Source organism: Aeromonas sp. TS_SC_11, from assembly GCF_057318915.1.
In genome coordinates this window covers 3,009,017-3,032,595 of the sequence record NZ_CM170470.1, presented here as the reverse complement: position 1 = coordinate 3,032,595, position 23,579 = coordinate 3,009,017, and the positions used below count along the sequence as shown (strand labels likewise).

The following is a 23,579-nucleotide window of genomic DNA, read 5'->3' as shown; positions in this document are numbered from 1 at the left end:
TATTTTGGCACCGTAAATGGCGTCCCATTTCACAACAAAACCGTCATTTTGTAGAACAAAGCATCATTAGCCAACCAAGACGGCTGGCTAAACTTGGAGGATGGTGAAGGAAACGAATGGAAGCGACATGTGCCCACGCTGGCTTTATGAGAAGTTGCCTGCCTGCTATCTGTTGACGGCGGTCGGCATGATCGTGCTCACCGACTCTCCTTTGCTCTGGCTGGCAGGTGCCTTGCTGTTTGTGGCCGGTGCGGCGAGCTGGATGATGCGCTCCAGCTATCGGCGTACCGACCTGGTCATCTTTCCGACCAAGCGCTGGTTCCAGCCGGAATGGCTCTACGAGGCCCAGCCCTTTATCTGGCTGGCGCTGGGGTTGCTGCTCTCTCACCTCCCCAATGCCATGGCCCTGGTGGCCTTGCTTCCTTGTGCCTGGGCATGCCGCTGCCTGTGGGTGCGCAGTCACTACCGCCACCATGCCGCTGGCCTGGCTTCACACTTGAGACGGGATCCCACCCGTCGGCGCAGGGTGCGACTCCTGCGCTGACAGGGCGCGCGCCCCTTCGATAAAGGTGGCGAGATCCATCAGGGGATAGCGCATCAGCCTCGGCAAACCGTCCAGATCCAGGCTGTCCATCAGGTTCTTCACCTCCAATCCCAGCTCGGTATCCCCCTCAATCTTCAGCTTGCGCTGAAAGAAAAGGGAATCAGGATCCTCTTTGCGACCAGCGATCAGGATGAGGTCGTTGGTGGTACCGCTGAAACAGACATCCGCATGATCGCAATGGCGTGCCACCACCAGCTTTCCATCCTGTTCGCTGATAAACCAGCAAAGCTCGAGATCCGATACCTCGACTTTCAGCCATTTTCCGGCCAGAAACGCGAAGTCACCATCCTGGATGGCCTCCTTGAACACCCGCGCCAGCAGGCGCTCCATCAGGTTCTGCTGCAGGGTGAAAGGCACCAGTTTGAGGGGGTGACGCAAAAAGCGGGGGGCCTGTTCGACCAGACGACGTTGCAGTTGTTGAAACACGATGAACTCCCAAGTTTTTACGCATTCAAGCACAGGGTTGCACTCTGGATCCTGTTGGAAATCAAACTTGTGCCGACTTACCTCAAGAAGGGTAAAGCCACACAAAGCTGCCTCAGGTCAAAAAGTGGGAAGGCATCGATGAATACAATCGGGCCACTTTTGCATTTTTCCCCTCTCGGAGCGTACCCGATGGAATTACTCTGTCCGGCAGGCAGCTTGCCGGCACTGAAAACAGCCGTGGATAACGGGGCCGATGCGGTTTATATCGGCTTCAAGGATGACACCAATGCCCGCCACTTTGCCGGTCTCAACTTCACCGACAGCAAGCTGGAAAAGGCGGTGGACTACGTGCATCAACATGGCCGCAAGCTGCACATCGCCATCAATACCTTCGCCCACCCGGGCTCCGATACCAGATGGAAACAGGCAGTAGACAGGGGGGTTGCCCTGGGTGCAGATGCGCTGATCATCGCCGATCTCGCCGTGCTCGATTACGCCAGCCGCCATTATCCGGATATGGAGCTGCACGTTTCTGTGCAAGCCAGTGCCACCAATGCCGCCGCCATCCGCTTCTATCAGCAGCATTTCAACGTCGGCCGGGTGGTCTTGCCACGGGTGCTCTCCATGCACCAGGTCCGGCAGCTGGCCCGCGAGACCGATGTCGGCCTGGAAGTGTTCGCCTTCGGCAGCCTCTGCATCATGGCGGAGGGCCGCTGCTACCTATCCTCCTACATGACAGGGGAGAGCCCCAACACGGTCGGTGCCTGCTCCCCGGCCAAGTTCGTGCGCTGGGAAGAGACGCCACTGGGCCTCGAATCCCGCCTCAACGAGGTGCTGATCGACCGTTACGGATCGGGTGAAAATGCCGGTTACCCGACCCTGTGCAAGGGCCGCTTCGAGGTGGATGGCCAGACATACCATGCCCTGGAGGAGCCGACCAGCCTCAACACGCTGGGGCTCTTGCCAGAACTGTTCCAGACTGGGATCCAGTCGGTCAAGATCGAGGGGCGCCAGCGCAGCCCCGCCTACGTGGAGCAGGTCACCCGGGTCTGGCGCGCAGCCATCGACGCCTACCAGGCCAATCCCGAGGCCTACAGCGTCAAAGCCGAGTGGGATGCCCAGCTCGCCCGCGTCTCCGAGGGGAGTCAGACTACCCTGGGTGCCTATCATCGTCAGTGGCAATAAAGGAGCTCAACCACATGCAATTCTCTCTCGGGCCTCTGCTCTTCTACTGGCCCAAGGCCGACACCCAGGCCTTTTACGACGCCGCGGCACAGAGCCAGGCGGACATCATCTATCTGGGAGAAACCGTCTGCAGCAAGCGCCGCGAACTGAAAGTAGATGACTGGATCGCCCTCGCCCGCCAGGTAGCGACCTCGGGCAAGCAGGTGGTGCTCTCCACCCTGGCGCTGATCTCGGCCCCCTCCGAGCTCAAGGAGGTGAAACGGCTGGTCGACAATGGCGATCTCATGGTCGAGGCCAACGATCTCGGCACTGTGCAACTTGCCAGGGAGGCGGGGATCCCGTTTGTCTGCGGCCCGGCCATCAATGCCTACAACGCCGACGTGCTGCGCATGCTGCTCAAACAGGGGATGACACGCTGGGTGATGCCGGTGGAGCTGTCGCGCGACTGGTTGGTGCAGCTCAATCAGGATCTGGGCAGCGCTCGCCAGCAGTTCGAAGTGGAGGTGTTCGCCTACGGCCACCTGCCGCTCGCCTACTCGGCGCGCTGCTTCACCGCCCGCTCTCTCGACAAGCCCAAGGACAACTGCGAACTCGCCTGCATCCACTACCCCACAGGCCGGCTGGCCAACAGCCGCGAGGGGCAGAAGGTGTTCAATCTCAACGGTATCCAGACCCAGTCGGGTTATTGTTACAACCTGGGCAACGAGATCAGCGGCATGGACGGTTTGGTGGACGTGGTGCGCCTCTCCCCGGAGGGACTGGACACTCTTGAGATGTTGGCTCGCTTCAAGGCCAACCAGCAGGGGCAGGCCCCTCTGCCCCTGCAACAGGAGCGGGACTGCAACGGTTACTGGCGCCAGATCCCTGGCATGAGTCTGGTGGAATGACACAGCACCAATGCCGGACCTGAGCGCGGCGGCCACGGCTGCTGGTATCAAATATCCCTGGCATGAATCTGGTGGAATAACACAGCACCAATGCCGGATCTGGGCGCGGCGGCCACGGCGGCTGGTGTCAAATATCCCCGGCATGAGCCCTGATGGAGTAACGCCGTAGCAATACCAGCACACAGACAGCAAAAAGGCCTCATCAAGAGGCCTTTTTTACATCGCAGACACAGGCAAATCAGGAGGCCTGCTTGCTGCTCTTGCCCTGTGAGCTCTGGGCGCCCGGCGGCAAGGGTTTGCGCGCCATCAGCTCCAGCTCCAGCAGGGCGTATCTGTGCTCGATGAAGTCATACACGTTGTTGGCGAGCGCCAGCTTGAAGTAGCTGATGGCTTCCTTGCGGTTGCCCTTGGCCAGTTCAAACTTGCCCAGATAGAAGTAAGTTTCACACAGGCGCTCGGCGAGCTCCCGGTTATCCTTCACTCCTTTCACCACATTGCCCATCAACTGGGTGGCATTGAGCTCACCGGTATAGAGGCGAACCAGATCCCAGTTCCAGGCGTCGTCATCATACTTGTTGAGACGCTCGCGCATCCGGCTCATGGCAGCCGGCGCATTGAGCTTCTGCTCAGCCAGATAGAGCCACATCACCCGATACGGGTCTTCCGGCTGCGCTTCATAGAAGCGTTTCATGTCGGCGGCGGCCAGCTCGGGGCGATTACCGTAATAGAGTGCGATCCCGCGGTTGAGATAGGCATAGTCATAGTCGGGAGCCAGTTCGAGGGCGGAATCAAATGCCTCGTAAGCTTCGTCATAATTCTGCTGCTGCACCAGATAGACGCCGATGAAATTATAGGCCTCGGCAAAATCCGGTTTCTCCCGCAAGGCACGGTTGAAATCCAGCCTCGCCAGGGAACGCAAACCGACCCGATCAAACACCACGGCACGCTCATAAAACAGTTCGGCACGCTGCTCAGTGGTCAATTCCATCTCACCGAGCATCTGACCGAGTCGCGCCAACGCCAACTCGCTCTGGTAAGAGACCTGCAGGGGGGTCGCCAATACCAGTGAAGCGGGTTGCGGCTTAGGAACTTGAGGCGCTTTAACCTGACTGCTACTGCTGCAACCCCACATGGGGAGCAACAACAGGACACCAAGGAGGTATCCAATCCCTTTCCTGACGTTCAATGAACACTCCGACGCTTACGCTTGACCCCGCATATGGTAAAGGTCCACCGACACTTTGTCATGTGGCGGTTCCCCTCTCCCTCAAATAAATCAGGATTCGACAGGGTATCCGGCATCACACCAGCCCCGAAAACCGCCATCGACACTGACAATCCGGCTATAACCCATTTTTTGCAGATTTTCCGCCACCAGGATGGAGCGGAACCCCCCACCACAATAGAGATAGAGTTCAGTCTGCGGATCCGGATAGCGGGTCTCGATATCCCGTTCAATCACACCACGACCGAGGTAGGCAGCCCCTGGCAGGTGACCTCTGGCCCATTCGCTCTCTTCCCGCACGTCGATCAGGTGGAAGGCTCGCCCCTCATCCTGCCAGCGCTTTATCTGGTGCACGTCAGTCTCTTTCACCTGGGTGCGAATAGCCTCGACCAGGGCCAGAAAACGGGGATTATGTTGCATGGCTTGCTCCTTGCCTTGAGTAATAGGAGATCGATGATGGGGAGCATAATGACTCACCCGGCCCATAAGAGAAAGGGCGCCTCGCGGCGCCCTTGTCAATTACGGCAGGATTTCTTGCTGATCCGCGCCCTCTTTTTCCACCTGGGTCGGCAGCATGTGCTCCCGCTTGACCCCGAGGAACATGGCGAAGGCACTCGCCACATAGATGGATGAGTAGGTGCCGAAGGCCACCCCGATCACCATGGCGACCGAGAAACCGTGGATCAGCGGACCGCCCTTGAGCAGCAGCGCCAGCACCACCACGAACGTCAGACCCGAGGTGATGATGGTCCGGCTCAGAGTCTCTGTCATGGAGAGATCCAGGATGTACTCGGTATCCCCCTTGCGCACCTTGCGGAAGTTCTCCCGCAAGCGGTCAAACACCACTATGGTGTCGTTCAAGGAGTAACCCACCAGGGTCATCAGTGCCGCCAGCACGGTCAAATCGAACTCGTACTGGAAGTAGGCAAACACGCCAAGGGTGATGACCACGTCGTGCACCAGGGAAATAATGCCCCCCAATGCCAGACGCCATTCGAAGCGCACTGCCACGTAGATCAGGATACAGATGATGGAGGCCAGCATGGCCATCGCACCGTCTGTTGCCAGTTCGTCACCCACTGAGGGGCCAACAAACTCGACGCGCTTGAGCACGGCACCCTGATCAAGCCGCTTGGCGGCCGCCAGCACTTCATTACCCTGCTGCTCCACCTTGACCCCCTCTTTCGGGGTCAGGCGAAACAGCACGTCGCGACTGGAGCCGAAGTGTTGCAGGGTTGCCCCTTCAATCTTCTGCTCATCCAGCACCTCGTGGATCTTGTCCAGGCTCACCGATTGCTGGAACCCCACCTCGATAGTGGTACCACCGGTAAAGTCCAGCCCCCAGTTCAGACCCCGATCGAACAGGAAGAACAGGGAGATCACCATCAGCAGGGCAGAGAAAACCACACCCGGCTTGGCATAGCGCATAAACGGGATAGGTTTTTCAAAATGTAGAATCTGAAACATGTCTCTTCCTTAGATCGGCAGCTTGTCGATGCGCCGTCCACCCCAGCCCAGGTTGATAATGGCGCGGGATACTGTGATGGCAGTAAACATGGAAGCACTCAGACCGATACCCAGCGTCAGGGCGAAGCCCTTGATGGCGCCAGTGCCGATACCGAACAGGATCACACAGGTGATGAGCGAGGTGACGTTGGAGTCAGCGATGGTCGAGAATGCACGATCAAAGCCCAGATGAATGGCCTGCTGTACCCCGCGACCGTTGCGGATCTCTTCCCGAATACGCTCATAGATCAACACGTTGGCATCCACCGCCATCCCCAGCGTCAAGACGATACCGGCAATGCCCGGCAGTGTCATGGTGGCTCCGGGGATCATGGACATGATACCGACGATCAGTACCAGGTTCATGGTGAGCGCCAGATTGGCCACCCAGCCGAACGCGCGGTAGTAGATCCCCATGAACAGCACAATAACCAGCATGGCCCAGCCGATGGCTTCCATACCGCTGTCGATGTTCTGCTGACCCAGGCTTGGGCCAATGGTCCGCTCTTCAACGATCTGGATGGGTGCAATGAGGGCACCGGCACGCAACAGCAGCGCCAGGTTGTGGGCTTCGTTGGCATTGTCGATACCCGTGATGCGGAACTGGCTGCCAAGGCGCGACTGGATAGTGGCGACGTTGATCACCTCTTCCTGTTTGCGGAACTTGCGCTTGCCATCCGGACCCGGTTGACCGACAGGCTTGTATTCAATGAAGACGGTGGCCATGCCTTTACCGACGTTGTCCTTGGTAAAGTTGGCCATCTTGTTGCCACCCTGGCCATCAAGCTTGATGTTGACCTGGGGACGGCTGTACTCATCGAAACCGGACTGGGCACCCACTATGTGGTCACCGGTCAGGATCACCCGCTTTTGCAGCACAACGGGGCGACCGTTGCGGTCGTTGTACACCTTGGAACTCGGCGGTACACGGCCGTCGGCCGCGGCCTGAATATCGGCCGTTTCATCGACCATATGGAATTCCAGGGTCGCGGTCGCACCCAGGATCTCCTTGGCACGGGCCGTATCCTGAATACCGGGCAGTTCCACCACGATGCGCTCGGCACCTTGCTGTTGTACCAGCGGCTCAGCCACCCCCAGTTCATTCACCCGGTTGCGGATGATGGTGATGTTCTGCTCGAGGGCGTACTTTTTCACTTCCTTGATTTTGGCTTCACTCAAACCAGCCAGCAGGATGAACTCATCCCCCTTCTGCTCTGTGGTGAAGGTCAAATCCGGATTCTGGCGACGCAGGTGAGACACAGCCTTAGCTTGATCCGCTTCATCACGGAACAGAACCTGTACCTGATCACCGACCCGACGTACGCCGGAGTAACGGATCTTCTGGGTACGCAGCTCGGTGCGAAAATCCTGCACCATCTGCTCTTGCTGCTTGGTCAGTGCTTCCGCCATGTCCACTTCCATCAGAAAGTGCACACCGCCACGCAGGTCAAGACCCAGCTTCAGGGGGGCCGCACCGATGGCTTCAAGCCAGGCGGGGGTAGAAGGCGCCAGGTTAAGGGCAGTAATGAAATTATCGCCAAGCTTGCTGGCAACGACATCACGCGCCTTGAGCTGATCTTCAGTGTTCTTGAAGCGGATCAGAATGAAGCCGTGCTCGAACGCAGCATGTTTGACCGGGATCTGAGCCGCCTCGAGCGTCTCCTTCACTTGATCAAGCGTCTCTAACTTGACTTCGGCACCACGGCTGGCAGAAATCTGCAAGGCTGGGTCTTCGCCGTAAAGATTGGGGGCTGCATATAGAAAACCGATGGCGATCACGAAGACCACCATCAGGTATTTCCACAGCGGATAGCGATTTAACACGCTGTGCTCCTCAGGAGATTAAAGGGACTGGATAGAACCCTTGGGCAGTACGGCAGAGACGAAGTCACGCTTGATGGTGACCTGGGTCTGATCGTTCAGGGACAGCACAATATATTCGCTATCGGCGGACACTTTGGCGATCTTGCCAACCAGGCCACCTGAGGTGAGTACTTCATCACCCTTGGCCAGGGAGCTCATCAGGTTGCGGTGATCCTTGGCGCGCTTGGCCTGGGGACGATAGATCATGAAGTAGAAAATAAGACCGAACACGGCCAGCATGATGATCATTTCCATACCACCACCCTGTGCACCCGGAACTGCGCCTTCTGCATACGCCTTGGAGATAATGCTCATTTAACAACCTCTTATTTGATGTAGATTTGATAACTAACTTATATGTCGTTGTTATTTCACGTCATTTTCAGCTAACGGAGGCACAGGCTTCCCTTGCCGACGGTAAAACTCAGTTACAAAGTCGTCTAATTTACCCTGCTCGATCGCGTCCCGCAAACCCTGCATCACACGCTGGTAATAACGCAGGTTGTGAATGGTGTTCAGACGGGCACCGAGGATCTCGTTGCACTTGTCCAGATGATACAGATAGCTGCGGGTGTAGTTCTTGCAGGTGTAGCAATCGCAGTCCGCATCCAGGGTACTGGTGTCACTGCGATACTTGGCGTTGCGGATCTTGACCACCCCATCCGTGGTGAACAGATGGCCATTGCGGGCATTGCGGGTCGGCATCACGCAGTCGAACATGTCGACTCCACGGCGCACCCCTTCCACCAGATCTTCCGGTTTGCCCACGCCCATCAGGTAACGCGGCTTGTCAGCCGGAATTTTCGGGCAGACGTGCTCGAGGATCCTGTGCATGTCTTCCTTCGGCTCACCCACCGCCAGACCGCCAACCGCATAACCGTCGAAGCCGATCTCCAGCAGGCCGTTGAGGGACACATCCCGCAACTCTTCATACACGGAACCCTGAATGATACCGAACAGGGCGTTCTTGTTGCCCAAAGCATCAAACTTGTCGCGGGAGCGCTTGCCCCAGCGCAGGGACATCTCCATGGACTTGCGCGCTTCTTCGTAAGTGGCCGGGTACGGGGTGCACTCGTCGAAGATCATCACGATATCGGAACCCAGATCGTACTGGATCTCCATGGATTTCTCGGGGTCCAGGAAGATCTTCTCGCCATTGATGGGGTGACGGAAGTGCACGCCCGCCTCGGTGATCTTGCGAATGTGCCCCAGGCTGAACACCTGGAAACCACCCGAGTCGGTCAGGATCGGGCCCTGCCAGTTCATGAAGTCGTGCAGATCGCCGTGGGCGCGCATCACTTCCTGCCCCGGCCGCAGCCAGAGGTGGAAGGTGTTGCCAAGCAGGATCTCGGCGCCGGTCTCGCGTACTTCTTCCGGGGTCATCCCCTTGACGGTGCCATAGGTACCGACCGGCATGAAGGCGGGAGTCTGCACAGTGCCACGTTCGAAGACCAGTTGACCGCGACGGGCACGGCCGTCGGTGGTTTTCAGTTCAAATTTCATTGCTACCTCGTTGCGTCAGAGAAACAGTCTGACAATAGAGAGCCCGAAGGCCCGGTATAAAGGGCGAGGCTTATGCCACCACCCGGCGACGGGTGACGAACATGGCGTCCCCGTAGCTGAAGAAACGGTACTGCTCGGCCACGGCCGCCTGATAGGCCGCCATCACGTGATCGTACCCGGCGAAGGCGCTGACCAACATGATCAGGGTCGACTCCGGCAGATGGAAGTTGGTGACCATGGCATCGACTACCTGAAACTGGTAGCCGGGGAAGATGAAGATGTCGGTGTCGCTGAAAAAGGGCGCCAGCGGCTTGCCCTGGGCCAGACTTGCCTTGGCTGCGCTCTCCAGGGAGCGTACCGAGGTGGTGCCCACCGCAATCACCCGGCCACCCCGGGCGCGAGTTGCGGCTATGGCATCCACCACCTCCTGCGGCACTTCGGCATACTCCGAGTGCATGTGGTGATCTTCAATCTTGTCCACCCGCACCGGCTGGAAGGTCCCCGCCCCGACATGCAGGGTGACGAAGGCCGTTTCAACCCCCTTGGCGCGGATCTTTGCCAGCAGCGGCTCATCGAAGTGCAGGCCGGCGGTCGGCGCCGCCACGGCACCCGGTTTCTGATTGTAAACGGTCTGGTAGCGCTCCTTGTCGGCGTCCTCATCGGGCCTGTCGATATAAGGCGGCAGCGGCATGTGGCCTATGGCTTCCAAAATCTCCAGCACGGGGCGCGGGTCGAGGAAATGGATCTCGAACAGGGCATCGTGGCGGGCCCGCATCTCGGCTTCCACCCCACCATCCATGATCATCCGGGTGCCCGGCTTGGGCGCCTTGGAGGCCCGCACGTGAGCCAGCACGCTGTGTTCGTCCAGGATGCGCTCCACCAGCACCTCCAGCTTGCCGCCGCTGGCCTTCTGGCCAAACATGCGCGCCGGAATGACACGGGTGTTGTTGAATACCAGCAGATCGCCGGGGTTGAGCTGGTCCAGCACATCCACAAATTGACCATGGCGCAGGGCGCCGCTTTGACCATCGAGCTGCAACAGGCGGCTGGCGGTGCGCTCTGCCATCGGATAGCGGGCAATCAGCTCGTCTGGCAGATCAAAATGAAAATCGGATACTTGCATCTTTCACCTCGGGGGAATCGGCGACTAGTCTAGTTATCCCCCTCTTCCAAGGCAACCCAAAAGACCAAAAACCCAAGAGAGACAAGGGATAGCGAGCAATATTGCGACATCCATCCGGTTAATGATTCTTTAATGATCTGTATTGACCCTGATCATGTTTTACCTGCGGGGGCTGGGCTAGGGTGAAAGCAGATACACAAGGAGGCCCACCATGATGACCTTATCCGAGATCATGACAGAACATCCCTTCACTCTGGGTCCGGAAAATAGCGTCAAGCAGGCGATGGATCTGATGCAGCAGGAGCGGATCCGCCATATTCCCATCGTCGACGAACACCATCATCTGCTGGGTCTGGTCACCCTCACCGACATCCTGGCCACCCGCGAGTCCAAACTGCTGCTCATCAACCCGGAGCGGGAGGCGGAATTCACCGACAGTGTCCAGCTCGACGAGATCATGACCCGCCAGGTGGCGAGCGTGGATCCTCACGCCGGCATCAAAGAGGCGGCCCTCTACCTGCAGCGCCACAAATATGGCTGCCTGCCGGTTCTCAAGGGGCGCAAGCTGATCGGCATAGTGACAGAGTCGGATTTCATTGCGGTCGCCATCAACTTGCTCGAACTGATGGAGGAACAGGATCCACCCAGCGACTTCTGATCTAAAAATAATGTAATAAAATTACAATAAAAGCGTTTTCGGCATATTAAATCGACATTAAAGCTGAAAGACTTTCATTTTGATTGAAAATTTACACCACAACCTTGCTTTGTGATCTGCATCACACTATTATCTCCCCCATGCAATAGTTGCCGAGGGGGAGACGAGGGATTGTGCACCCAGCCTCTTCCTCTCATATGTCTGCAAGTTTGCACACCCCGTAGTTAGTCTTTGCTGTAAAGCTTTTGTTTATATAGCCATTCCTTGTTTGATGACCCGGCCTTGTCATAGCGACAACGCCGGGATTTTTTTATCTGCACTATCCTGCCCGGCCTTGCCCTTCCTGCTCCCATTGCGTAGCACGCCACTGCACCGTCCTGCCGCCTCACAAAACAAATAGCCATTCGGACCTTGAAAAGCCGATGTGCCGCACAGATGTTGAACCTCGACAAGGAGTTACCTCTGTACGCCAGAGATATTCATGTTAGGTACAGCAGCGATAGGTTATCTAATAGATAGATTGAAGTGATTCAATTTTGCGGCTTTAATCGATTAAGAAAAGCCCCTATGATGAATCCATCGAACGTTAAACGCCTGGTCCGGACAGACTCTTCAATACCAGACAGGCACATGTACATCACCAAGGAGCTAATACATGTCTACCTATATCAACACTGAAATCAAGCCGTTCAACGCCACCGCCTACCACAATGGCAAGTTCGTTCAGGTGTCTGACGCAGACCTGAAAGGCAAGTGGTCCGTGGTGTTCTTCTACCCGGCTGACTTCACCTTCGTTTGCCCGACCGAGCTGGGTGACCTGGCTGACAACTACGCCGAATTCCAGAAGCTGGGCGTCGAGATCTACTCCGTCTCCACCGACACCCACTTCACTCACAAGGCGTGGCATGACACTTCCGACACCATCCAGAAGATCCAGTATCCGATGATTGGTGACCCGACCGGCGCCATCACCCGCAACTTCGGCGTCATGATCGAAGAAGCTGGCCTGGCTGACCGTGGCACCTTCGTTATCGACCCGCAAGGCATCATCCAGATCGTTGAGATCAACGCTGGCGGTATCGGTCGTGACGCTCTGGAACTGCTGCGCAAGGTCAAAGCGGCCCAGTACGTAGCTTCCCACCCGGGTGAAGTGTGCCCGGCCAAGTGGAAAGAAGGCGACGCCACCCTGGCCCCGTCCCTGGATCTGGTAGGCAAAATCTAAGCCTCCCGCTTCCAAGACCGGCCCATTCAAGGGCCGGTCTGCTTTCTGGCCTCCTCTTGGAGCATCAGGCCAGTCATCGCCGACCCGCAATCATTAAGAAGGAATTCGAAGATGTTGGATACCAACCTCAAACAACAGCTGAACACCTATCTGCAGTACATCGTCAATCCCATCGAGATCAGCGTGTCCGGCAACGACAGTGACAAATCCGCAGAGCTGCTGGCATTGGCCCGCGAGATCAGCGAGATGTCCCCAAAAATTGCCATGACTGATGGCAGTAATGCCCGCAAGCCTTCCATGAGCGTTGCACCACAGGGCCAAGCCCCGCGCGTTCATTTTGCCGGCATCCCCATGGGTCATGAATTTACCTCTCTGGTGCTCGCCTTGCTGCAAAGCGGCGGCCACCCTTCCAAGACAGATCCGGCCGTACTGGAGCAGATCAAGCAGCTGAAGGGCGAGTTTCACTTCGAGACCTATATCTCCCTCTCCTGCCACAACTGCCCGGACGTGGTACAGGCGCTGAACCTGATGGCGACCCTGAATCCCGGTATCACCCACACCATGATCGACGGAGCCCTGTTCCAGGACGAAGTGAACGAGCGCCAGATCATGGCGGTGCCGAACGTCTACATGAACGGTCAGCCGTTCAGCCAGGGCCGTATCTCGCTGGAAGAGATCATTGCCAAGCTCGATACCGGTGCGGCCGATCGCAAGGCCGCCGAACTGAGCGAAAAAGCCCCCTATGACGTGCTGGTAGTGGGTGGTGGCCCGGCTGGTGCCGCAGCAGCCATCTATGCCGCCCGTAAAGGTATTCGTACCGCCATCGTCGCAGAGCGTTTTGGTGGTCAGGTGATGGACACGGTCGGGATCGAGAACTTCATCTCCGTGCCCTACACCGAAGGTCCCAAGCTGGCCGCAAGCCTGGAGCAGCACGTCAAGCAGTACGGTGTGGAAGTGATCACCGAGCAGCGTGCCGCCGCCATCAGCAAGGACGGCTATGTGAATGTGGAGCTGGCCTCTGGTGCCACCCTCAAGAGTCGCGCCGTGATCCTGGCGACCGGTGCCCGCTGGCGTGACCTGAACGTGCCGGGCGAGCTCGAGTACCGCACCAAGGGCGTGGCCTACTGCCCCCACTGCGACGGTCCCTTCTTCAAGGGCAAGCGCGTGGCAGTGATCGGTGGTGGTAACTCCGGTATCGAAGCAGCCATCGATCTCGCCGGCATCGTCGAGCACGTCACAGTGGTGGAATTTGCCGATACCCTGCGCGCCGACGAAGTGCTGCAGAAGAAAGCCCGCTCCATGGGCAACATCGACATCATCATGAGCGCCCGCACCACCGAAGTGATCGGTGATGGCAGCAAGGTGGTGGGGATGGATTATGAAGATCGCACCACGGGTGAAATCAAGCACCTGGCGGTGGCTGGCATCTTCGTCCAGATCGGACTGGTGCCGAACACCGAGTTCCTCAAGGGGAGCGAGGTGGCACTGACCCGCTTCGGCGAGATCGAGATCGACACCAAGGGCGCCACTTCCCTGCCTGGTGTCTATGCTGCCGGTGACGCCACTACAGTGCCGTTCAAGCAGATCATCATCTCCATGGGAGCCGGTGCAACCGCAGCGCTGGGTGCATTTGATTACCTCATCCGCAATGCGGCGCCGGAAGCGGCAGAAACATCCGCCAAGGCTGATGCCGTAACCGCCTGATAATGGCCCTCGTGCCAGTAAAAAGCCGACTCTCTGGAGTCGGCTTTTTCATTCGTGTTATTCACCAAGCGCTAGTTGGCCTTCACATCCTCCGCCTCGGGCGTGGCAAAAGTCGCAGGCACAGCTTCCCCTTCCAGATCCGTTCTCGGCTCCAGCTCCGCTGTCATGGGGGTATTGGGCGGTACCGGCATGAACACCTGATGCTCGGCCAGCGGAATGGGGGCCCGCTGCCGCTTGCGCCAGCCCAGATACGCCGTCAGCAGGGCGCCGCACAGGGCAAAGTAGACAAACAGCCCCTGTGGCCCGAACTGCATCATGACAAAAGGCGCCAGCAATGGTCCTATCATGGCACCCAAACTGTAGGCGAGCAGCAACCCCTGATTGGCGCCCAACACCTGATCCGGGCGCAGCTCATCGCAGGCATGGCTCAGGCTCAGGGGATAAATGGAGAACGCCATCCCCCCCAGCAAGAACACCAGGACGCCGGCGATCGGCTCGCGCCAATCCTCGGGCAACAACACCATCAGCAAAGCGAGCAGGGTCAGCACGGCACTGAGCAGCAGGATCACCAGCCGCCGGTCATAGCGATCAGAGATGCGGCCAATGGGATACTGCAGGCACATGCCCCCCAGGATCACCAGCGCCATCATGTCCGCCACCCGCGAAAGCGAAGCCCCGCTGTCGGTAAAATAAAGCGGCAACAGACCGTAGATGGCACCGAGGATAAGACCGGAGGTGAAGCTGCTGCCCATGCCCGCCGGGGTGAGCCGCACCAGCTCAATCACCCCGACCGGTTGCGGCACCACCATGGCCGGTGTGGCCACCCGGGAGAGCGCAAGCGGCACCACCGACAGGGTGGCCGCCATGGCACACAGGGCAAACGGTGTCAGCACCATGGGATCCACCCACTTGAGCACCAATTGGCCCATGGCCAGTGAGCCGTAGAGCAGTATCATGTAGAGCGACATCAGCCGCCCCCGGTTGGCCGGGGAACTAGAGACCAGCATCCAGGACTCCAGCACCACGAACAGACCGCCGGTGGCAAAGCCCCCCACTAGCCGCAGCGCCGCCCAGCTGACGGGTTCCACCACCATGCCGTGCAGCAGGAACAGAAAACAGAGCAGGGAGGCATAAGCCGCATAGGCCCGGATATGACCCACCCGGATAATGAGGCGCGCATTGACGAAAGCGCCCAGCACCAGACCGCCAAAATAGGCAGCCGACACCAGGCCTATGGCTTGCACCGACACCTGCTCGGCCGAGAGGCGCACCGTCAGCAGGGTATTGAACATGCCGTGGCCCAGGATAAAAATCACCAGACTGGCCAAGGGTGACAACAACCTTGTGAGTGACATTGGGTCTCCCTGTGTGGCTCATTAATGAGCTAAACAGTCATGGTACCGCTTGCTTCCTGCCCACATCAACCCAACCGGCCCTGCAAGGGGCGCGCTATCCTTGATGAGCCCCCTCCTTGAGGTAACAAATATGAAAACCAAACTGTTGATGATCGGCCTGCTCTTTGTCGGCAACGCCCTCGCCTTTCACTGCCCTGCAGACATGAAGAGCATCGATGACGCCCTCGCCAAAGGCCCGGCCCTCAGTGCAGAGCAACTGGCCGAGGTGAAAAGGCTGCGCGCCGAAGGGGAAACCCTGCACAAGGCAGGCAAGCATCAGGCGTCCGTCGATACCCTGGCCAAAGCCCTGGCCCTGCTTGCACCGGCCAGGTCCTGACGCAACCCGAGGCTGGGAAGACTCCGGCGTGATGTCATGTCAGACATGCGCCACAAACAACAAGGCCACCCGCTGGGGTGGCCTTGGTTTTATCGGGTAGCTAACCCTCATTCACTCTGCGCCGCTATTACTTGGCGTAATCCTCGGTCGGGATGCAGGAGCAGAACAGGTTGCGATCGCCGTAGACATCGTCGATGCGATTCACTGACGGCCACAGCTTGGCTGCACGTACTGCATCGGACGGGAAGACCGCCTCGGCCCGGCTGTAGCCTCGCGACCACTCTGCATCCATCACGTCATCCTGGGTATGGGGCGCGTTGACCAGCGGGTTGTCGGTCAGGCTCCAGTGACCGTCCTGCACCTTGGCAATCTCGGCACGGATGGCGGTCATCGCCTCGACGAAGCGATCCAGCTCGCGCTTGGATTCGGATTCGGTCGGCTCGACCATCAGGGTGCCCGCCACCGGGAAGCTCATGGTCGGCGCGTGGAAGCCGTAGTCCATCAGCCGCTTGGCCACGTCCATCTCGCTGATGCCGGACGCCTCTTTCAGCGGACGGATATCCAGGATGCACTCGTGAGCCACCCGGCCGTTGCGCCCGGAATAGAGCACGGGGAAGGATTCACCCAGCTTCTTGGCCAGATAGTTGGCGTTGAGGATGGCCACCTGAGTGGATTTTTTAAGCCCCTCGTCGCCCAGCATGGCGATGTACATCCAGCTGATGGGCAGGATGCTGGCCGAGCCGAACGGAGCAGCCGACACGGCGCCGTTGTTGCGGCTCTCCTTGTCGGTCTTGACCACGGCGTGGCCGGCCACAAAGGGTGCCAGGTGTTTCTTCACGCCGATGGGGCCCATGCCCGGACCGCCACCACCGTGAGGGATGGCGAAGGTCTTGTGCAGGTTGAGGTGGGACACGTCCGCCCCGATAAAGCCCGGCGCCGTGAGGCCCACTTGGGCGTTCATGTTGGCACCGTCGAGGTAGACCTGACCACCGTGCTGATGAACGATGTCGCACACCTCCTTGATGGTCTCCTCGTACACCCCGTGGGTGGAGGGGTAGGTCACCATCAGACAGCTAAGCTTCTCCCCCGCCTCAGCCGCCTTGGCGCGCAGGTCGTCGAGATCCACGTTGCCGGACTTGTCACACGCGGTGACGATGACTCGCAGCCCCGCCATCTGGGCTGAGGCCGGGTTGGTGCCGTGGGCAGAGGCCGGTATGAGGCAGATATCGCGATGACCGTCGCCACGGGACTCGTGGTACTTCTTGATGGCGAGCAAGCCTGCGTATTCACCCTGGGCGCCAGAGTTGGGCTGCATGCAGACCGCATCGTAACCTGTCACCTTCACCAGCCAGTCTTCGAGGTCTGCCAGCAGCAGCTGGTAGCCCTTGGCCTGGGCCAGCGGAGCGAAGGGGTGCAGCTTGCCGAACTCGGGCCAGGTCACCGGGATCATCTCGGCGGTGGCGTTGAGCTTCATGGTGCAAGAACCCAGGGAAATCATGGCGTAGTTGAGCGCCAGATCTTTCGCCTCGAGACGGTGGATGTAACGCAGCATCTCGGTCTCGGAGTGATACTTGTTGAACACCTCGTGGGTCAGCACGGCGTCGGTGCGCAGCAGATCCTGCGGGATGCCCTGATGGGTCTGGGCCGCCTTGTCGAGCTCCTCCACGTCCAGGCCGTGGCCCTTGCCGAGGAAGAGATCAAACAGCTCGGCCACATCGGCGCGGGTAGTAGTCTCGGAGAGGGACACACCCACGGCACCATCCAGATCGGCCCGCAGGTTGATGCCCAGCCCTTCGGCCTTGGCGATCAGTGCCACCTTGTCGCCCGTCAGTACGGTAAGCGTATCGAACCAGCTGGCGTGTTTAAGGGCCACGCCCTTGGTTTTAAGCCCCAGCGCCAGGATGCTGGTGAGACGGTGCACGCGGGAGGCGATGGTTTTCAACCCCACGGGGCCGTGGTAGACGGCGTAGAAGCTCGCCATGTTGGCCAGCAGCACTTGGGCGGTACAGATGTTCGAGTTCGCTTTCTCGCGGCGGATATGTTGCTCGCGGGTCTGCATCGCCATACGCAGGGCACTCTTGCCGCGGGCGTCCTTGGAAACGCCTATGATGCGACCCGGCATGGAGCGTTTGTAGGCATCGCGAGTGGCGAAGAAGGCGGCGTGAGGGCCACCGTAACCCATGGGCACGCCGAAGCGCTGGGCGGAGCCGAACACCACGTCGGCGCCCAGTTCACCTGGGGATTTGAGCAACAGCAAGGAGAGCAGGTCGGCACTGACGCAGGCCAGCCCCTTCTGGGCTTGCACGGCGGCGACCAGTGCCCGTACATCCTTCACTTCCCCCGTGGTGGTGGGATACTGGAACAGGGCACCGAACACCTCTTCGCTCACCGCCTCGCTGGCAGGGCCGACGGCCACGTCGAAGCCAAAGTGCACGGCACGCTCCTTGACCACATCGATCACCTGGGGATGCACATCATCGGCCACGAAGAAGAGATGAGACTTGGACTTGGCCATGCGCTTGGCCAGCGCCATGGCTTCGGCAGCGGCGGTGGCTTCATCCAGCAGGGAGGCGCTGGCGAGATCCATGCCGGTCAAGTCCAGCGTGAGCTGCTGGAAGTTGAGCAGGGCTTCGAGGCGGCCCTGAGCCAGCTCAGGCTGATACGGGGTGTAGGCGGTATACCAGCCCGGGTTTTCCAGCACGTTGCGCAAGATGACATGGGGTACATGGGTATCGTGATAACCCATGCCGATGTAGCTCTTGGCAATCTTGTTCTGGGCGGCGTAGCCCTTGAGCTTGGCCAGTGCCTCCACTTCGGTCATGGAAGCACCAATGCCAAGCGGGCCCGGACGGCGAATGGCGGCGGGGACCGTCTGCTCAATCAGGTCATCCAGACTCTCGGCGCCCACCTCGGCCAGCAGCACACGCAGCTCTTCCTCACCCGGGCCTATGTGGCGGCGGATGAAATCGGTTTTTTGTTCGAGTTCAAACAGTGACTGGGTCATTTCCCTATTCCTGGTAATAAGTCCTGGTAACCAAGACCTGATGTTCCTGATAGCCGGCTGATACCGACTCCACTCATGTTCTGAATACCGCAGGCAGTGTGCACAGTGCGGTACCGGATGCTGCGACAGCATCGACAGGGGGTCACCTTGTTGCGCATAACCTGGCGCACAAACAAACTGGCCCGATGGCAGGCCATGCCTGCAAGCGGCGGGCGCGGGCGACTTCACCCTGATGCCGGCCGGAACGGGTCCGGCTGGCAGACATACAAACGGGCCCTGCCGTGTTGGCAGGGCCCGGGGGCATTACTCTTCGTCCACCAGGTTCTGGTAGCCTTCGGCATCCAGCAGGTTGGCGAGCTCACCCGCATCGTCCAGCTTGATGCGGAACAGCCAGCCAGCGCCGTAGGGGTCTGAGTTGACCAGCTCAGGGCTGCCTTCCAGCTCTTCGTTGATGGCAACAATCTCGCCACTCACAGGGCTGTAGATGTCAGAGGCGGCCTTGACCGACTCGGCCACGGCGCAGTCATCACCGGCACCAATTTGCTTGCCCACTTCCGGCAGGTCGACAAATACCATGTCTCCCAGCAGATCCTGGGCGTGCTCTGTGATACCGACCACGGCCTCGCCGTTGGCTTCAACACGGATCCACTCGTGGGAGGTGGCATATTTCAGTTCGCTCGGGATATGGCTCATTTGTGCTTCCTTATTCACTTGGATCACTTGTACCTGGAGGGGGTACAAGGGGTACTGGCGAAGGCGATCCCCTTCGCCGCAATGGGGCTGTTACACCAGTTTCTGGCCGTTGCGCACGAAAGCGGGCTTGGTGACCTTGACGGTGACCAGCTTCTTGCGGATCTCCACCTCGGCCTGCTCGCCGATATCGCGGGGCACCCGCGCCAAGGCAATACTGTAACCCAGGGTCGGCGAGAAAGAGCCGGAGGTGATCACACCTTCCCGTTTCTCGCCGCTGGCGGTGGTGAAGGTGACTGGCATGCCGGCACGCAGTACGCCCTTCTCTTCCATCACCAGACCGACCTGCTTGGGCTGGGTACCCGCCGCTTTTTGTGCTTCCAGCGCGGCGCGACCGATAAACTGGCGGGAGGCCGGTTCGAAGGCCAGGGTCCAGGCCATGTTGGCGGCGAGCGGGCTGATGCTTTCGTCCATATCCTGGCTGTAGAGGTTCATGCCGGCTTCGAGACGCAGGGTATCCCGCGCTCCCAGCCCGCAAGGGGCAACGCCATTATCCAGCAGCGCCTGCCACAGGTCGCACGCCTTCTCTTGCGGCACCACGATTTCATAACCGTCTTCACCTGTGTAACCTGTGGTGGCGATAAAGAGATCCCCTGCCTGCACGCCGAAGAAGGGCTTCATGCCTTCCACTGCCGCGTTCTGCTCAGGGGTGAATACCTTGGCCGCCTTGGCCTTGGCGTTGGGGCCCTGCACCGCGATCATGGCGAGCACGGGACGTTCGGTCACGCTCACGGCAAAATCGATGGCGTGGTGGCGGATCCAGGCCAGATCCTTCTCGCGAGTGGCGGAGTTCACCACCAGACGGTAGAAGGTATCGGTCAGATAATAGGTAATGAGGTCATCGATGACGCCGCCATCGGGGTTGAGCATGCCGCTGTAGAGGGCCTTGCCCGGGACAGTGAGTTTGGCCACGTCGTTGGCCAGCAGGTGTTGCAGGAAGGCTTTGACCCGTTCGCCGGTCAAGTCGACTATGGTCATGTGGGAGACGTCGAACATGCCGGCATCGGTGCGCACCGCGTGGTGCTCTTCCAGCTGGGAGCCGTAGTTGATGGGCATTTCCCAACCGTGGAAGTCCACCATTTTGGCGCCGGCTTCCAGGTGCTTGGGATGCAGTACTGTAGTCTGGATCATCGCTGTGTTTCCTTAAGCGTTCGCGACAACACTCGCAATCCGCCTTCCTCTGACAGCCAACAGTACGGTCAATCGCCTGTGCAACAGAAAGAGAAGAGACAGTCGGAGTCTGTGCTCGTTCCAGCCCCGCGGGGCAAGAGTGATTCCTTGAACGCAGCGGATTATATGACAAGAGGGCGAGCACGCCGCTCAAAAAAAACTAATCCACCGCCAGTAAACAGACCCCAGACACTAAGGTAAAAACAGTGATAAAAACAGTCGAACAGCGACTCACACGAGATTAAATTTTGATTTTTACCGTTTCGTCACAATTTGAAGAAAAACGTTTCGCCTGCTACCCAGATTAAAGGCTGATGCCCAAAATGGGTCATCAGCCTCATCACATTAGTTTTGTTGTAAAAAAACCTGAGTAGTATTAGATTTTTTCACCCTTGGCCAGCGCGGGCAGTTCACCATCGAGCCCCATGGCCGCCCGGATCACCCCCTGCTTGAGCGGCGCCAGCGCATCGAAGGCGCACAATCCCACCCCGCGTACCAGCTTCTTGAGGGGGTTGGCCCCGCTGAACAGTCGCTTGAGCCCTTCCATCGCCGCCAGCATGCGGGCCGCCTCGCTCTTTCGCCAACGCTCGTAGCCGCGCAGGTTGGCCAGCAGACCGATATCAATGCCAGCACGCTGACTCTGCACTATCTGCTCGGCCAGCGCGGCGGCATCCAGCAGGCCGAGGTTGACCCCCTGCCCCGCCAGCGGATGTATGGTATGGGCCGCATCCCCCACCAGTACCAGCCGCTCGCGGGCGAAGTCGCGGGCATAGCGGGCGGTGAGCGGGATGGCGCTGCGCGCCCCTTCCACCTTGCACAATCCCAGCCGCCCATCGAAAGCGGTGGTGAGCTGGCGGTTGAACTGTTCGTCATCGCAGGCGCACAGCGCCTCGGCCCGGGTGGCGGGCACGGACCAGACGATGGAGCAGAGGTTGGGTTGCCACAGGGGCAGGAAGGCGAGCGGGCCATCCGGGGTGAAGATCTGGCGGGCCACCGCCTCATGGGGCTCGGCACAGCGTACCGTCGCCACCAGGGCATGGTGGCCGTAATCCCAGCTGGTGAGCGGAATATCGGCCTGTCGGCGCACCCAGGAGTGGGCGCCATCGGCGGCCACCACCAGCTTGGCAGACAGGGCGCGGCCATCGTCCAGCAGCAGGAGCGACCCCGCCTCGCCACTTTGCAGGCTGGCTGCCCGGGCGGGGCTCAGCAGGCTGATGTTGCTCGCCTCCCCGTTACTGTCATCGAGGATCGCCTCCAGCAGCGCCAGCTGGATGACCCGATTCTCGACTATGTGGCCGAGCGCCGCCTGGCGCAGGCTGGCGGCATCAAAACCAATCTGGCCGAAGCTGTCTTGCTCCCACACCTGCATCTTCTCGTAGGGCTGCAGGCGGCGCTCCTCGATACCGGCCCAGGCGCCAACCTGCTGCAAGATGCGCTGGCTGGCCAGACTCAGGGCACTGACCCGGTTGTCCGGCGCATCCCCAAGCGCAGGATCGGGCAACTGCCCCTCCACGATGGCAATCTTGAGGCCGCTCTCCTTGAGTGCGGCGGCGAGCCCCAGGCCCACCATGCCACCTCCCACAATCACCACATCCACGTTTTGCATCTGCATCATCTGTTCCTTTCGTGGCTGACCGACAGGGTCAGCAGGGGACGCCCATTGGCATCGACCCCGTTCAATACGCGGTTTGCTGCCACCTATGGGCGGCACACATTATTTACGGCACAGGTCGGCCACAAACCCCAGGGTGCGGGAAGCCAGCGGCGCCTTGAGACAAGCCAGCCGCCCCATCAGGGAGAGCAAGAGGTTACGGCCCGCCACCAGGGGCTCATGACTATTGGAGAAGAGCTGGGCCAGGGAAGAGGTGAGCCAGATGGTCTTGGCCTGATCCTCCTTGCGTTGCTGCCAGTAGCCGTTCAGCACGCCAAAACTGCCGATGTCCTCCCCCACGGCAAGCGCACGAGCAACCGCCTGGGTGAGCAGGTCAAGGTCGCGCATGCCGAGGTTGAAGCCCTGCCCTGCGATAGGGTGCAGCAGGTGAGCGGCATTGCCCACCAGCACTGTGTGCTGGGCCAGTGGATAGTCAGCCGCCGTCAGCACCAGCGGATAAACGTGGCGCTGACCGGCCCGCTCGAAGCGCCCCAGCCGCCAGCCAAACGCCTGTTGCAGCCGGGCGAGAAAGGCGGCCTCATCCAGCGCCATCAGTTCATCCACCTGATCCCGCCCGACGCTCCACACCAGAGAGGAGAGCCCCTCCTGCATCGGCAACAAGGCCAGTGGGCCCCCCTCGGTGAAGCGCTCGAACGCCCGACCGGCAGGATCCTGCGCCGTCTTGACGGTAGCTATGATGGCGCTCTGCTCAAAGTCGTGGCGGGTCACCGCCATCTTGAAGTGCTGGCGCACGAAGGAGTTGCCGCCATCGGCCGCCACCAGCAGTCGGGTCTGGTAACGCTCACCGCTGGCCAGCAGTAAATCCACCCCCTCTTCCAGCGGCTCGACCCTGGCCAGCATGGCCGGGCACTGCATCCGGATCTGCGGGCAGGCCGCGATCGCCTGTTGCAGCTCAAGCCCTGCTGCCGACAGCTCGATCACCTGACCGAGCGCGGGCAAACCATATTCCGTCGCCGACAGTCTGGCCTGACCACAATGGCCCCGATCCGAGACATGGACCTGGGTGATGGGGGAGCAGTGAGGGGCGAAGCGAGGCCAGAGTCCGTGGCGGGCAAGCGCCTCGCAGGTGCCTGCAGAGAGCGCTATGGCACGGGCATCGAAGCCAGGGTGAAGCGTGAGCTCGGGGGCGCTCGCCTCCAGCAGCAGGATCTGCAGGGGCTTGTCGTCAGCACCTCGTAGCGCTGCGAGGGAGAGCGCCAGCACGGCGCCACTCATTCCACCGCCGACGATAGCCACATCGACGTGAACCAGATCAGATTGAGACATGAGATGAGAGGGAGAAGCTAAAACGTGGCCTCATGCTATCACAAAGCAGTGGGCCAGGATGCGAAGCCACGGGCAAAAAT

Annotated in this window: 21 protein-coding genes; 7 read left to right on the top strand and 14 right to left on the bottom strand. The window is 59.6% G+C overall.

The genetic code is table 11. From position 1 onward, the window contains the following. Positions 1-127 precede the first annotated feature (127 nt). A complete protein-coding gene (locus tag AC1P02_RS14185; RefSeq protein WP_485182501.1) occupies positions 128-544 on the top strand; it encodes a hypothetical protein in 417 nt (138 codons plus the stop codon). Here AC1P02_RS14185 and ubiT read toward each other — a convergent pair. Then, positions 491-1,030, bottom strand: coding sequence for a ubiquinone anaerobic biosynthesis accessory factor UbiT (gene ubiT / locus AC1P02_RS14180; RefSeq protein ID WP_404296006.1), 540 nt, complete (start codon positions 1,028-1,030; stop codon positions 491-493). The genes AC1P02_RS14185 and ubiT overlap by 54 nt on opposite strands. Positions 1,031-1,219: 189 nt before the next feature. Between ubiT and ubiU the strand changes: the two genes are divergently transcribed. Next, positions 1,220-2,215 (top strand): ubiquinone anaerobic biosynthesis protein UbiU, encoded by a 996-nt coding sequence (gene ubiU / locus AC1P02_RS14175; protein WP_485182500.1) that lies wholly within the window; start codon positions 1,220-1,222, stop codon positions 2,213-2,215. Between the two features lie 14 nt (positions 2,216-2,229). After that, positions 2,230-3,102, top strand: a complete 873-nt coding sequence (locus tag AC1P02_RS14170; protein WP_485182499.1) for a U32 family peptidase — start codon at positions 2,230-2,232, stop codon at positions 3,100-3,102. A 238-nt stretch (positions 3,103-3,340) separates the two neighbouring features. Here AC1P02_RS14170 and nlpI read toward each other — a convergent pair whose 3' ends face one another. The 7 genes from nlpI to queA all read right to left on the bottom strand — a co-directional run bounded on the left by nlpI (position 3,341) and on the right by queA (position 10,322). Beyond that, on the bottom strand, positions 3,341-4,288 hold the full coding sequence (gene nlpI / locus AC1P02_RS14165; protein WP_282790523.1) for a lipoprotein NlpI: 948 nt from the start codon (positions 4,286-4,288) through the stop codon (positions 3,341-3,343). A 90-nt stretch (positions 4,289-4,378) separates the two neighbouring features. After that, positions 4,379-4,747 carry a rhodanese-like domain-containing protein gene (locus tag AC1P02_RS14160; protein WP_005310388.1) on the bottom strand — a complete coding sequence of 123 codons (369 nt, stop codon included), beginning with the start codon at positions 4,745-4,747 and terminating at the stop codon, positions 4,379-4,381. Between the two features lie 99 nt (positions 4,748-4,846). After that, positions 4,847-5,794, bottom strand: a complete 948-nt coding sequence (gene secF / locus AC1P02_RS14155; protein WP_005310386.1) for a protein translocase subunit SecF — start codon at positions 5,792-5,794, stop codon at positions 4,847-4,849. Positions 5,795-5,803: 9 nt separating this feature from the next. After that, complete coding sequence (secD, locus tag AC1P02_RS14150) at positions 5,804-7,657, bottom strand: protein translocase subunit SecD (RefSeq protein WP_011898866.1); 1,854 nt, start codon at positions 7,655-7,657, stop codon at positions 5,804-5,806. An 18-nt stretch (positions 7,658-7,675) separates the two neighbouring features. Further along, on the bottom strand, positions 7,676-8,011 hold the full coding sequence (yajC, locus tag AC1P02_RS14145) for a preprotein translocase subunit YajC (RefSeq protein WP_021139832.1): 336 nt from the start codon (positions 8,009-8,011) through the stop codon (positions 7,676-7,678). 51 nt (positions 8,012-8,062) lie between these two features. After that, positions 8,063-9,199 carry a tRNA guanosine(34) transglycosylase Tgt gene (gene tgt / locus AC1P02_RS14140; protein ID WP_005310380.1) on the bottom strand — a complete coding sequence of 379 codons (1,137 nt, stop codon included), beginning with the start codon at positions 9,197-9,199 and terminating at the stop codon, positions 8,063-8,065. Positions 9,200-9,269: 70 nt separating this feature from the next. Next, positions 9,270-10,322: a tRNA preQ1(34) S-adenosylmethionine ribosyltransferase-isomerase QueA gene (gene queA, locus AC1P02_RS14135; protein WP_485182498.1), complete on the bottom strand. Its 1,053-nt coding sequence runs from the start codon at positions 10,320-10,322 to the stop codon at positions 9,270-9,272. Between the two features lie 211 nt (positions 10,323-10,533). On the opposite strand from queA, the gene AC1P02_RS14130 reads away from it, so the two are divergent. The 3 genes from AC1P02_RS14130 (at position 10,534) to ahpF (ending at position 13,906) form a co-directional block, all read left to right on the top strand. Then, positions 10,534-10,980: a CBS domain-containing protein gene (locus AC1P02_RS14130; RefSeq protein ID WP_309265255.1), complete on the top strand. Its 447-nt coding sequence runs from the start codon at positions 10,534-10,536 to the stop codon at positions 10,978-10,980. A 655-nt stretch (positions 10,981-11,635) separates the two neighbouring features. Further along, on the top strand, positions 11,636-12,202 hold the full coding sequence (gene ahpC / locus AC1P02_RS14125; protein ID WP_005900002.1) for an alkyl hydroperoxide reductase subunit C: 567 nt from the start codon (positions 11,636-11,638) through the stop codon (positions 12,200-12,202). Positions 12,203-12,313: 111 nt separating this feature from the next. Then, entirely contained in the window at positions 12,314-13,906 is a 1,593-nt protein-coding gene (gene ahpF, locus AC1P02_RS14120) for an alkyl hydroperoxide reductase subunit F (protein ID WP_113720347.1), read from the top strand. 71 nt (positions 13,907-13,977) lie between these two features. On the opposite strand, the gene AC1P02_RS14115 is transcribed toward ahpF, so the two are convergent. Further along, a complete protein-coding gene (locus tag AC1P02_RS14115; protein ID WP_485182497.1) occupies positions 13,978-15,261 on the bottom strand; it encodes an MFS transporter in 1,284 nt (427 codons plus the stop codon). Between the two features lie 130 nt (positions 15,262-15,391). On the opposite strand from AC1P02_RS14115, the gene AC1P02_RS14110 reads away from it, so the two are divergent. Continuing rightward, a complete protein-coding gene (locus AC1P02_RS14110) occupies positions 15,392-15,637 on the top strand; it encodes a hypothetical protein (RefSeq protein ID WP_485182496.1) in 246 nt (81 codons plus the stop codon). Positions 15,638-15,764: 127 nt separating this feature from the next. On the opposite strand, the gene gcvP is transcribed toward AC1P02_RS14110, so the two are convergent. The 5 genes from gcvP to ubiH all read right to left on the bottom strand — a co-directional run bounded on the left by gcvP (position 15,765) and on the right by ubiH (position 23,499). Continuing rightward, on the bottom strand, positions 15,765-18,641 hold the full coding sequence (gene gcvP, locus AC1P02_RS14105; protein WP_485182495.1) for an aminomethyl-transferring glycine dehydrogenase: 2,877 nt from the start codon (positions 18,639-18,641) through the stop codon (positions 15,765-15,767). Between the two features lie 303 nt (positions 18,642-18,944). Further along, complete coding sequence (gcvH, locus tag AC1P02_RS14100) at positions 18,945-19,334, bottom strand: glycine cleavage system protein GcvH (RefSeq protein WP_005310365.1); 390 nt, start codon at positions 19,332-19,334, stop codon at positions 18,945-18,947. A 90-nt stretch (positions 19,335-19,424) separates the two neighbouring features. Next, positions 19,425-20,522, bottom strand: a complete 1,098-nt coding sequence (gene gcvT / locus AC1P02_RS14095) for a glycine cleavage system aminomethyltransferase GcvT (RefSeq protein ID WP_485182494.1) — start codon at positions 20,520-20,522, stop codon at positions 19,425-19,427. A 415-nt stretch (positions 20,523-20,937) separates the two neighbouring features. Next, the gene (locus AC1P02_RS14090; RefSeq protein ID WP_485185457.1) at positions 20,938-22,173 is read right to left on the bottom strand and encodes an FAD-dependent 2-octaprenylphenol hydroxylase; all 1,236 of its coding nucleotides are present in this window, start codon (positions 22,171-22,173) and stop codon (positions 20,938-20,940) included. Positions 22,174-22,275: 102 nt separating this feature from the next. Continuing rightward, a complete protein-coding gene (ubiH, locus tag AC1P02_RS14085) occupies positions 22,276-23,499 on the bottom strand; it encodes a 2-octaprenyl-6-methoxyphenyl hydroxylase (RefSeq protein ID WP_485182493.1) in 1,224 nt (407 codons plus the stop codon). Positions 23,500-23,579: the final 80 nt, after the last annotated feature.